Below are 11034 nucleotides of genomic sequence, written 5' to 3'. Positions count from 1 at the left end.
GTGCGGGGCAGGGCGCGGATCGGCAGGGTGCCGGGGTCCTGGCGCGGGGCGGGGGTGGTGGGGGTGGCCGGGGCCGAGGTGCCGCGCGGGTCGACCGGGGACTGGGCGAGGCCGGAGGGCCCGGCGGTCTCGCGGCGGGCGGCCGGGGCGACCGGGCCGGACGGGCGGCGGAAGGTCAGGGTGCCCTCGACGGGCTTGGCGGGGGCGGCGGGCTCGCCGGTGCGCGGGTCGGGGACGGCGGGCTCCGGGCCGCCCCAGGAGACGCGGTGGTCCGGGGCGCCGCCGAAGCCGGACTGGCGGGCGGGGTCGGCGCCCCAGGCGCTGTCGCGGGCCGGGCCCTCGGCGCTGGGGGCGGCCGGGTCCTCGTCGAGGAAGACGGGGCCGGTCTCCTCGGCGGGGGCCGGGGTGGCGGGGACGGAGCCCGGGGGCGGTGCGGGCAGGGGTTCGCCGGCGGCGGGGGCCGGGCGGCTGGTGCCGGGGACCCAGGAGGCGCCGTTCCAGTACCGGATGTAGCCGGGGATGGACGGGTCGGGGTAGTAGGCCGGGCGGGGCCTGTCGTCACCGGGTGCCGGGGTTGGGGCGCTCATGGTCCGTCGTCCCGTATCTGTTCGGGGGTGTTGTGGTGGCGTCCACATTTATCAGAACTCCCCTGTCCGGCGGGCCGGTGTGCGCGGACCGGTCCGCTCGTGGAGAGTGCCGGGCACCGTACGGAGGGGGGTTCGCGGACGGTCGCGGGGGCGGCGGAGAAAATTCTCCGCCGAAGTCGCGTAATGCCCGGCATCGGGCGCGCTCTCGCCTGGTGACGGACCGTTCGGCGGCCCTGCCGGGGCAGGCGGACGGCAGGACGTCCGGCCCCCCGGGGGACGGACTTTGCGGGAGAGCTGAGGAGCGCACCGAGATGAACACCGTTGTGGAACGCGAGCTGGAACTGCGGCTGGTCCTTTCGCCCGAGCGGAGCATCGCCGTACCGGCACGGCTGGTCTACGCGGCGGCCGATCCGTTCGCGGTGAGTGTCACCTTCCACCTGGGTTCGCAGAACCCGGTGCACTGGACGTTCGCGCGGGAACTGCTGGTGGAGGGGGTGTTCCGGCCGTGCGGCCACGGGGACGTGCGGATCTGGCCGTCGAAGGTGGGCGGGCGCAACGTGCTGCTGATGGCGTTGAGTTCACCGGACGGGGACGCGCTGCTCCAGGCGCCGTCGGTGGCGGTGTCGGCCTGGCTGGACCGCACCCTGACCCTGGTGCCGCCGGGTACGGAGCACGAGCGGCTGGAGATGGACGCGGGGCTCGCCCGGCTGCTGGAGCCCGCCCCGGCGGACGACCTGTGGCGCGGCGACCCGTGGTCGGAGGAGGCGCCCGGGCCGGACGGTGAGTGAACCCGGCGCGCCCCTCCTCCGCGTCAACCCGACGCGCCGTACGTCCCTTCGGCGCGCCGGGTTGACGCGGAGGAGGGCGGCGGGTCAGAAGAGCTTGCCCGGATTGAGGAGGCCGAGCGGGTCGAGGGCGGCCTTGAGCGAGCGCTGCACCTCGACGCCGGTGGGCCCGAGTTCGCGGGCGAGCCACTCCTTCTTCAGGACGCCGACGCCGTGTTCCCCGGTGATGGTCCCGCCGAGTTCCAGGCCGAGCGCCATGATCGCGTCGAAGGACTCGCGGGCGCGGCGGGCCTCGTCGGCGTCGGTGGCGTCGAAGCAGACGGTGGGGTGGGTGTTGCCGTCCCCGGCGTGGGCGCAGACGCCGATGGTGAGGTCGTACCGGGCGGCGATCTCCTCGACGCCTTCGAGGAGTTCGGCGAGGCGGGAGCGCGGGACGCAGACGTCGTCGATCATCGTGGTGCCCTTGACCGCCTCCAGGGCGACCAGCGACATCCGCCGGGCGGCGAGGAGGAGTTCGGACTCGGCCTCGGTGTCGGCGGGGACCACGCCGGTGGCTCCCGCGGCCTCGCAGAGGGCGCCGACGGCGGCCAGGTCGGCGGCGGGGTCGGGAGTGTCGAAGGCGGCGAGCAGCAGCGCCTCGGTGGTCTCCGGCAGGCCCATGCGGGCCATCGCGTTGACGGCGCGGACGGTGGTGCGGTCCATGAGTTCGAGCAGGGACGGGGTGTGCCCCTCGGCCATGATCCGGCAGACGGCGTCCCCCGCGGCGGCGGCCGAGGGGAACTCGGCGGCCAGCGCGAGCTGCCTCGGCGGGCGGGGCTTGAGGGCGAGGACGGCCTTGACGACGACGCCGAGGCTGCCCTCGGAGCCGACGAAGAGCCGGGTGAGGTCGTACCCGGCGACGCCCTTGGCGGTGCGGCGGCCGGTGGTCAGGAGGCGGCCGTCGGCGAGGACCACGTCGAGGCCGAGGACGTACTCGGCGGTGACCCCGTACTTGACGCAGCACAGGCCGCCGGAGGCGGTGCCGATGTTGCCGCCGATGGTGCAGGTCTCCCAGGAGGAGGGGTCGGGCGGGTAGCTGAGGCCGTGTTCCTCGACGGCGCGGGAGAGGACCGCGTTGACGACGCCGGGTTCGGTGACGGCGATGCGGTTGACCGGGTCGATCTCCAGGACGCGGTCCATCTTGATCAGGGAGAGGACGAGGCAGCCGTCGACGGCGTTGGCGGCGCCGGAGAGTCCGGTGCGGGCGCCCTGCGGGACGACGGGGACGCGGAAGGCGGTGGCGGTCCGCATGACGTGCTGCACCTGTTCGGTGGTGCGGGGCAGCACGACGGCGGCGGGTTTGCCGGCCTCGCAGAAGCTCGCCATGTCGTGGGCGTAGGCGGCGGTGACGTCGGGGTCGGTGAGGACGGCTTCGGCGGGCAGGCCCTCGCGGAGCCGGTCCAGGAGTGCGGTGGGGCCGGGGGGTGCGGGCGGCTCTGCGGCGGGGGGCGCGGGCATCTGCGGCTCAGGCATGGGCACAGGGTGGCACCGGCGGCCATTGGTGTGAACCCGTCGGCGACCAGCGGCTTGAGCGGCGGTGCGATCGTCGTACTGGCGCACAGTATGCGGCATGGACAGGGAGACAGGGCGGCCCGGGACGGGGCTGCGGACGGGCCCCCGCACGCCGCCGGCCGGGGTGGCGCGCACCCCGCGCCCGCGCCTGGGACAGAGGGTGCCGGGCGCTCCCCCGCCGCCCGCCGCGCGCCGTCCGCGCCGCCGGGGGCCGCGCCTGTCGGCGGCGGTCGGCGTCGGTCTGCTGCTGGCGGGCGGCGGGGTCGTCGCCGTGGACCGGCTCGGCCAGGACCGGGCCGCCCCCGCCCCGCTCACCCCGGCCGGACGGGCGCTGGCCGCCGCCGGGGCGGGGCGCCCCGCGGCCCTGGCCGACCTGGCCGCGCTGATCGGCGAGCGGCGGGAGCGGGTACGCCGCGCACCGGCCGACCGGGCCTCCTGGGCGGTGCTGGGCGCCGCCCTCGCCGAACGCGCCGCGCGCTCCGGCGCCCCGGGCGCGTACACCGAGGCCGAACGCGCCCTCCAGCGCGCCCTGGCGCAGGGCGGTACGCCCGACGTGCGGGCGCTGACCGGGCTCGCGGTGCTGGCGGCGGCGCGGCAGGACTGGGCGGGGGCGGTCCGCTGGGGCGAGGCGGCGCGGGACCGGGCGCCGGGGCGGGTGGGGGCGTACCGGGTGCTGCTGGAGGCGTACCCGGGGACCGGCGACGCCGAGGGGGCGGACCGGGCGCTGGAGCGGCTGCGGAAGGTGCGGCCGGGGCCGGTCGCGGAGGTGGCGGCGGCCTGGGTGCACCGGGAGCGGGGCTGGCGGGAGGACGCGGAGGCGACCGTGTACGACGCGGCGGCCCGCGCGGCGACCCCGGCCGAGCGGGCCGCCGCCCTGTCCCGCGCCGGCGACCTGGCCTGGGAGCGGGGTGAGGCGGAGACGGCGCTGGCCCGGTACGAGGGGGCGCTGCGGGCCGAGCCGGAGCACGACGGGGCGGCGGCCGGGCGGGCCCGCGCGCTGGCCGGGCTCGGCCGGAGCGAAGAGGCGCTGACGGCGTGGGCACGGGCCCGGGCGGCGGCGCCGCGCCCCGGGTACGCCGTGGAGTCGGGCGAACTGCTGCTGGCGCTGGGCCGCTCCGCCGAGGCGGCCGACCACTTCTCGCTCGCCCGCCACCAGGCGGCGGCCCTGGCCCGGGACGGCGTACGGCAGGAGCCGGCGCTCGGGCGGCTGGAGGCGGACCACGGGGACCCGGCCGAGGCGGTGCGGCTGCTGACCGAGGAGCACCGGCGCCATCCGGGCCCGGCGGCGTCCGGCGCCCTCGGGTGGGCCCTGCACAAGGCCGGGCGGTCCGCGGAGGCGCTGCCCCGGCTGCGGGCGGCGGTGAAGGACGGCCCGAACACCGCGCGGCCCGCCTACCACCTGGGCATGGTCCACCTGGCACTGGGCGAACGGGGCGCGGCCCGCCGCCAGTTGACCCGCGCCCTGCGGCTGGCCCCCCAGTTCTCCCCGCTCCACGCCGAGCGGGCGCGCCGGGAGCTGGCGGCGCTGGGCGAGCCGGCCTGGGGACCGCCGCCCGCGTGAGAGGACCGGTCCGGGTACGCCGACGGCCCGCCTCCCGTCGCGCGGGTGGCGGGCCGTCGCCCCCCGTCGGGGCTGGGTCCGGGGCCCTGGTCAGAGGTTGCCGCGGCGGTCCTGCTCGCGCTCGATCGCCTCGAAGAGGGCCTTGAAGTTGCCCTTGCCGAAGCCCATGGAGCCGTGCCGCTCGATCATCTCGAAGAAGACGGTCGGCTTGTCCTGGACCGGCTTGGTGAAGATCTGGAGCAGGTAGCCGTCCTCGTCGCGGTCGACCAGGATCTTCAGCTCGCGCAGGGTCTCGACCGGCACCCGGGTCTCGCCGGCCCACTCGCCGAGCGTGTCGTAGTACGAGTCGGGGGTGTCGAGGAACTGGACACCGGCGTCGCGCATGGTGCGCACCGTCTGGACGATGTCGTTGGTGGCGAGCGCGATGTGCTGGACGCCGGCGCCGCCGTAGAACTCCAGGTACTCGTCGATCTGGGACTTCTTCTTGGCGATGGCGGGCTCGTTGATCGGGAACTTGACCTTGAGCGTGCCGTCGGCGACCACCTTCGACATGAGGGCGGAGTACTCGGTGGCGATGTCGTCGCCGATGAACTCCTTCATGTTGGTGAAGCCCATGACCTTGTTGTAGAACGCCACCCACTCGTTCATCTTGCCGAGTTCGACGTTGCCCACGCAGTGGTCGATGGCCTGGAAGGTGCGCTTGGCCGGCGGGGCGACGATCGGGTCGGCGGCGACGTAGCCGGGCAGGTACGGGCCGGAGTAGCCGGAGCGCTCGACCAGGGTGTGGCGGGTCTTGCCGTAGGTGGCGATGGCGGCGAGGACGACGGTGCCGTGCTCGTCCTTGACCTCGTGCGGCTCCTCCAGGCCGGTGGCGCCGTGCTCGACGGCGTAGGCGTAGGCCGCGCGGGCGTCCGGCACCTCGATGGCGAGGTCGACGACGCCGTCGCCGTGGGCGGCCACGTGGCTCTCCAGGAAGGCACCGCGCTCGGTGCTCGCCTTGATGACGGAGGTGAGGACGAACCGGGCCCCGCCGTTCTCCAGGACGTAGGAGGCGGTCTCGCGGCTGCCGTTCTCCGGTCCGGAGTAGGCGACGAGCTTCATCCCGAAGGCGGAGGAGTAGTAGTGGGCGGCCTGCTTGGCGTTGCCGACCGCGAAGACCACGGCGTCCATTCCCTTGACGGGGAACGGGTCGGCCTCACGCGCGGTGGTGGGGGCGGACTGGGGGGCCTGGGGGTTCGTCGATGTCGCTGCCATGGCCGCAGCTTCGCCCCGTTCCGCAAGGTGCGCAATAGTTCGCGAAAGTACTGGGCAAGGTGTCCGGTGACCCGTCAGTATGGGCGGCTCATCTGTACAGGATGACCATACGGAACTGGGGAGGGTGGCCTGATGGGCATCGACGAGCTGGACGGGCGGCTGATCGTGCTGCTGGCGCGGGAGCCTCGGATTGGCGTGCTGGAGGCGTCCCGGAGGCTGGGGGTGGCGCGCGGCACGGTGCAGTCGCGGATGGACCGCCTTCAGTCGAACGGAGTCATCCGCGGCTTCGGCCCGGACGTCGACCCGGTGGCCCTCGGCTACCGCGTCACCGCCTTCGCGACGCTGGAGATCCGCCAGGGCCAGGGCCCGGACGTACGGGCGCACTTGGCCCAGGTCCCGGAGGTGCTGGAGCTGCACACCATCACCGGCGAGGGCGACATGCTGTGCCGCCTGGTGGCCCGCTCGAACGGCGACCTCCAGCGGGTGATCGACCGGGTTGTGGGTTTTGATGGCATCGTCCGGGCCGCCACGGCGATCGTGATGGAGAACCCGGTGCCGCTGCGCGTCATCCCCCTGGTGGAGCAGGCGGCCCGGGAGACCTGAGCGCGACCGCTCCCGAAGCGAAGGGCGCGGTGTCAGCAGTGAACTTTTGGGAGTACTTGGGCAACCGGCACCAGCAGTTGCTGGCCGACGCCTACCAGCACGCCAGTGCCGTCTTCCAGTGCATGGTGGTGGCGACCGTGATCGGAGTGCTGATCGGGGTCGCCACCTACCGCAGCGGGTGGGCGGGGAACCTGGCGACGCTGACCACCTCCTCCATCCTGACCGTCCCCTCGCTGGCCATGATCGGCCTGCTGATCCCGCTGGTGGGACTGGGTGTGGCGCCGACGGTGATCGCGCTGACCCTCTACGGGCTGCTGCCGATCGTGCGGAACTCCATCGTGGGGCTGCGCGGGGTCGACGCGACGCTGGTGGACGCGGCCAAGGGCATCGGGATGTCGCGGTGGGCCCGGCTGCTGCGGGTGGAACTGCCGCTCGCCTGGCCGCCGATCCTCACCGGCATCCGGGTCTCCACCCAGATGCTGATGGGGATCGCCGCCATCGCGGCCTTCGCCTCCGGCCCGGGGCTCGGCAACGAGATCTTCCGCGGCATCTCCTCCCTGGGCAGCGCCAACGCGCTCAACCAGGTCCTGGCGGGAACGCTCGCCGTGATCGTGCTGGCCCTGCTGTTCGACGCGGCGTACGTGCTGATCGGCCGCCTGACGATTCCGAGGGGTATCCGTGCCTGAGTCGCCCGCAACGCCCGAGTCCCCCGACAGCCCCGGCCCCTCGGCGGCGGGCGCGACGCTCGCCGAGGCGGCGCCCGGCGACGACACGGCCTCGGGCGCCTCGATCGAGCTGGAGCACCTGACCAAGCGGTACCCGGGCACCTCCGTCCCGGCGGTGGACGACGTGAGCCTGGAGATCAAGGCGGGCGAGACGGTGGTCTTCGTCGGCCCGTCCGGCGGCGGCAAGACCACCCTGCTGAAGATGATCAACCGCCTGATCGAACCGACCAGCGGCCGCATCCGGATCGGCGGCGAGGACGTCACCGACATGGACCCGGTCCGCCTCCGCCGCAAGATCGGGTACGCGATCCAGTCCTCGGGCCTCTTCCCGCACATGACGGTGGGGCAGAACATCGCTCTCGTCCCGAGAATGGTCGGCTGGTCCAAGAGCCGCATCAAGGGCCGTGTCGAGGAGATGCTCGACCTGGTGGGCCTGGACCCGGGCGAGTTCCAGGGCCGCTACCCGCGCCAGCTCTCCGGCGGCCAGCAGCAGCGGGTCGGGGTGGCGCGGGCGCTCGCCGCCGACCCGCCCGTCCTCCTGATGGACGAGCCCTTCGGCGCCGTCGACCCGATCACCCGCGACCACCTCCAGGACGAGCTGATCCGGCTCCAGCACGAGCTGCACAAGACGATCGTCTTCGTCACCCACGACTTCGACGAGGCGATCAAGATCGGCGACCGGATCGTGGTCCTCCGCGACCGTTCGCAGATCGCCCAGTTCGACACCCCGGAGGCGATCCTCACCAACCCGGCCGACGACTTCGTCTCCGGCTTCGTCGGCGCCGGCGCCGCCCTGAAGCGGCTCAACCTGACCCGGGTCCGGGACGTGGAGATCCGCGACTGGCCGACGGTGGGCGTCGACGACCCGCTGCAAGGCATCTTCGAGGCGCTGCGCTCGGGCCGTACCAACGAACTGCTGATGCTGGACCGGCGCGGGCGCCCCTACAAGTGGCTGCGGCGCGGCGACCTGATGCGCGCCAAGGGCTCGCTGGCGGCCGCGGGCACCCTGGTCCACGACACGGTGACCCGGGACGCGACGCTGCGGGACGCGCTGGAGGCGGTCCTCACCGACAACGCGGGCCGGGTCGCGGTGACCGGGCGGCGCGGCGAGTACACCGGGGTGGTCGACATGGAGACCCTGATGAACTCGGTCCACGAGATGCTGGAGGAGGACCGGCTCGACGCGATGGAGCACCAGCAGGAGCTGGCCGACCAGCGCGCCGAGCGGGAGCCGGGGGCGGGCGGCGGGGAGGCGGGCGCATGAGCCACCCCGCTCCCCGCGACTCGGGCACCCACGAGGCGCAGGGCCACCTCTTCCGCGACGACGGCGAGGCCGACCACGACGACCGGCCGGCCCCGGAGCCGGACGGCCCGCGCAAGCCCGCCCGGCGGGTGAGCTGGCAGAAGCTGACCTTCCTGCCGGTCTTCCTGCTGCTGGTGCTGCTCGGCACCTGGCTGTGGTTCCGGGGCGCCGACCTGGACGCCATCTCGGAGAACGCGCTGGGCGGCGGCAACGTCTGGCTGCGGCTGCGCCAGCACATCCAGCTCACCGTGATCTCGACCTTCTTCGTGCTGATCATCGCGATCCCGCTGGGCATCCTGCTGACCCGCCCGCGCCTGCGCCGGGCCGCCCCCCTCGCCACCGCCCTCGCCAACATCGGCCAGGCCACCCCGGCGATCGGCCTGCTGGCCCTCATGGTCATCTGGCTGGGCATCGGCGAGCGCCCCGCCCTCATCGGCATCATCATCTACGCCGTGCTGCCGGTCCTCTCCAACACCGTGGCGGGGCTGAAGGCCAACGACCCGACGCTGCTGGAGGCGGCCCGGGGCATCGGCATGTCCCCGCGCGGCGTCCTGCTCAAGGTCGAACTGCCGCTGGCGGTCCCGCTGATCCTGGCCGGGGTCCGCACGGCGCTGGTCCTCAACGTCGGCACCGCCACCCTGGCGACCTTCGGCGGCGGCGGGGGCCTGGGCGACCTCATCACCACCGGCATCACCAACCAGCGGATGCCGGTCCTGGTGCTGGGCTCGATCCTCACCGTGGCGCTGGCCCTGCTCGTCGACTGGCTGGCCTCGCTGGCCGAACTGCTGCTGCGTCCGCGCGGCCTGGAGGTGGGCACGTGATCCGGTCACGCGCGGTACGGGCCCGGGCCGGGCTGGCCCTGCTCCTCTCCACAGCCCTGCTGGCCGGCTGCGGCCTGACCAGCGGCAGCCCGATGGTGGACGACGTCCGGCCCGGCACCGTGGGCAAGGGGCGCCCGCTGGAGGGCGCGAAGCTCACCGTCACCTCGAAGGAGTTCACCGAGCAGCTGGTCCTCGGCGCCATCATGGGCATCGCCTTCCAGGCGGCCGGGGCCTCGGTCCTGGACCGCACCGGCATCCAGGGCTCGATCGGCGCCCGCGAGGCGGTCAAGTCGGGTGACGCGGACGCCATGTACGAGTACACCGGCACCTCCTGGATCACCTACCTCGGCAACACCGAGCCGATCGTCGACCCGCAGGAGCAGTGGGAGGCGGTCCGCAAGGCCGACAAGGCCAACGGCATCACCTGGCTGCCCCCGGCCCGCCTCAACAACACCTACGCGCTGGCGGTCAACCCGGCGACGGAGAAGAAGTACGGCATCAAGAACCTCTCGCAGGTGGCGGAGTTGTCGAAGCGCGACCCGGGCGCGGTGACGCTCTGCGTGGAGAGCGAGTTCGCCTCCCGCCAGGACGGGCTGCCGGGGATGCAGAAGAAGTACGGCATGAACATCCCCGCCTCCAACGTCCGCAAGATGGACGGCGGCATCGTCTACACCGAACTGTCCAGCGGCCGGTCCTGCACCTTCGGCGAGGTGTACACCACCGACGGCCGCATCAAGGCGCTCCACCTCACGGTCCTGGACGACGACAAGAACTTCTTCCCCAACTACAACGTCGCCCCCGAGATCAACACCAAGGCCCTGGAGAAGTACCCGGCCATCCCCGAGGTCCTGGCCCCCATCACGGCCAAGCTCGACAACGCCATCGCCCAGGAACTCAACTCCAAGGTGGCGGTGCAGGGGCAGGACCCGCACACGGTCGCGCTGGAGTGGATGCTGGCGGAGGGGTTCGTCAAGGACTGAGGAACGGGCGCGAGGAACAGGCGCGTCCACTTGCAAAGATTCCCTTGCAAAGAAATCCCTGCAAAGAACTGCTTGCAAAGCAGTCTTTGCAACCTTACGTTTCTGGCATGCCTTCTCCCTCAGAGTCCGGCGCCACGCCCCGGCACGCGGCACCTTCGGAACACAAGGTCCGCACCCTCGATCCCCGCTCCCTGCGCGGGCTCGCCCATCCCCTGCGCATGCGGCTGTTCCGGGCGCTGCGCGAGAGCGGGCCCGCCACCGCCTCGCAACTCGCCGTCCGGCTGGACGAGTCGAGCGGCGCGACCAGCTACCACCTGCGCCAGCTCGCCGCGTACGGCTTCGTGGAGGACGCGCCCGAGCACGGCAAGGGGCGCGAGCGGTGGTGGCGCGCCACCTCACAGGGCATCCGCCTGGAGCCGGACCGCCTCAACCTCGCCGACCCCGTCCAGCGCGGCGCCGTCGACGTGCTGATGCACGAGGTCGCCGACAACCACACCGAGGAGCTGTCGACCTGGCTCGGCACCCGCCACGAGTGGCCCACCGCGTGGCAGGAGGCGTACGACCTGAGCGACTACAGCTACCGCCTCACCCCGGCCCAGGCCGTGGAACTCCGGGAGCGCGCAGGTGAGTTGCTGGAGTCCTTCCGTGCCTACGAAGCGCAGAACGCCGACGCCGAGGACGCCGCCCCCTACCGCGTACACCTGCACGGCTTCCCCCGCGACACCTCCCCCCGCCACCCGGACTCCACGGAGGAACCGTCATGACCCCGCACCCCGACGTCCACCACCTCCTCCACACCCAGGCCGTACGCGCCCTCCCCTCCGCCCCCGCCCCCGAACCGTCCCCCTGCGACCCGCCCGCCAC

At 73.6% G+C, this 11034-nt stretch carries 11 protein-coding genes; 8 read left to right on the top strand and 3 right to left on the bottom strand.

Annotation, left to right across the window (positions count from 1 at the left end):
- Positions 1 to 587, bottom strand: a 587-nt coding sequence (locus IF45_RS0130535) for a DUF2510 domain-containing protein (protein WP_030310816.1), incomplete at its 3' end; no start/stop codon positions are given.
- Positions 588 to 898: 311 nt separating this feature from the next.
- Here IF45_RS0130535 and IF45_RS0130530 point away from each other — a divergent pair.
- Positions 899 to 1375: an SsgA family sporulation/cell division regulator gene (locus tag IF45_RS0130530; RefSeq protein WP_008414233.1), complete on the top strand. Its 477-nt coding sequence runs from the start codon at positions 899 to 901 to the stop codon at positions 1373 to 1375.
- Between the two features lie 84 nt (positions 1376 to 1459).
- Here the strand turns inward: IF45_RS0130530 and IF45_RS0130525 are convergent, their stop codons facing one another.
- Positions 1460 to 2869, bottom strand: a complete 1410-nt coding sequence (locus IF45_RS0130525; protein WP_174905235.1) for an FAD-binding oxidoreductase — start codon at positions 2867 to 2869, stop codon at positions 1460 to 1462.
- 112 nt (positions 2870 to 2981) lie between these two features.
- Between IF45_RS0130525 and IF45_RS0130520 the strand changes: the two genes are divergently transcribed.
- Complete coding sequence (locus IF45_RS0130520) at positions 2982 to 4484, top strand: tetratricopeptide repeat protein (protein ID WP_242534279.1); 1503 nt, start codon at positions 2982 to 2984, stop codon at positions 4482 to 4484.
- 90 nt (positions 4485 to 4574) lie between these two features.
- Here IF45_RS0130520 and hppD read toward each other — a convergent pair whose 3' ends face one another.
- On the bottom strand, positions 4575 to 5738 hold the full coding sequence (hppD, locus tag IF45_RS0130515) for a 4-hydroxyphenylpyruvate dioxygenase (protein WP_003950547.1): 1164 nt from the start codon (positions 5736 to 5738) through the stop codon (positions 4575 to 4577).
- 132 nt (positions 5739 to 5870) lie between these two features.
- Here hppD and IF45_RS0130510 point away from each other — a divergent pair, with 132 nt between their 5' ends.
- The 6 genes from IF45_RS0130510 to IF45_RS0130485 all read left to right on the top strand — a co-directional run bounded on the left by IF45_RS0130510 (position 5871) and on the right by IF45_RS0130485 (position 10934).
- Positions 5871 to 6341 (top strand): Lrp/AsnC family transcriptional regulator, encoded by a 471-nt coding sequence (locus IF45_RS0130510; protein ID WP_030310807.1) that lies wholly within the window; start codon positions 5871 to 5873, stop codon positions 6339 to 6341.
- A gap of 38 nt (positions 6342 to 6379) precedes the next feature.
- A complete protein-coding gene (locus IF45_RS0130505; RefSeq protein ID WP_003950545.1) occupies positions 6380 to 7027 on the top strand; it encodes an ABC transporter permease in 648 nt (215 codons plus the stop codon).
- Positions 7020 to 8330, top strand: a complete 1311-nt coding sequence (locus IF45_RS0130500; RefSeq protein ID WP_030310805.1) for a betaine/proline/choline family ABC transporter ATP-binding protein — start codon at positions 7020 to 7022, stop codon at positions 8328 to 8330. The genes IF45_RS0130505 and IF45_RS0130500 overlap by 8 nt, the downstream gene beginning before the upstream one ends.
- Positions 8327 to 9190, top strand: a complete 864-nt coding sequence (locus tag IF45_RS0130495) for an ABC transporter permease (RefSeq protein WP_010642716.1) — start codon at positions 8327 to 8329, stop codon at positions 9188 to 9190. The genes IF45_RS0130500 and IF45_RS0130495 overlap by 4 nt, the downstream gene beginning before the upstream one ends.
- Positions 9187 to 10170: a glycine betaine ABC transporter substrate-binding protein gene (locus tag IF45_RS0130490; protein WP_030310803.1), complete on the top strand. Its 984-nt coding sequence runs from the start codon at positions 9187 to 9189 to the stop codon at positions 10168 to 10170. The genes IF45_RS0130495 and IF45_RS0130490 overlap by 4 nt, the downstream gene beginning before the upstream one ends.
- 107 nt (positions 10171 to 10277) lie before the next feature.
- Positions 10278 to 10934 (top strand): ArsR/SmtB family transcription factor, encoded by a 657-nt coding sequence (locus IF45_RS0130485; RefSeq protein WP_003950541.1) that lies wholly within the window; start codon positions 10278 to 10280, stop codon positions 10932 to 10934.
- Positions 10935 to 11034: the final 100 nt, after the last annotated feature.

Source organism: Streptomyces albidoflavus (assembly GCF_000719955.1).
Classification (GTDB): domain Bacteria; phylum Actinomycetota; class Actinomycetes; order Streptomycetales; family Streptomycetaceae; genus Streptomyces; species Streptomyces albidoflavus.
Note: the sequence above shows the minus strand (reverse complement) of the source record. Positions and strands in the feature narration are given on the sequence as shown.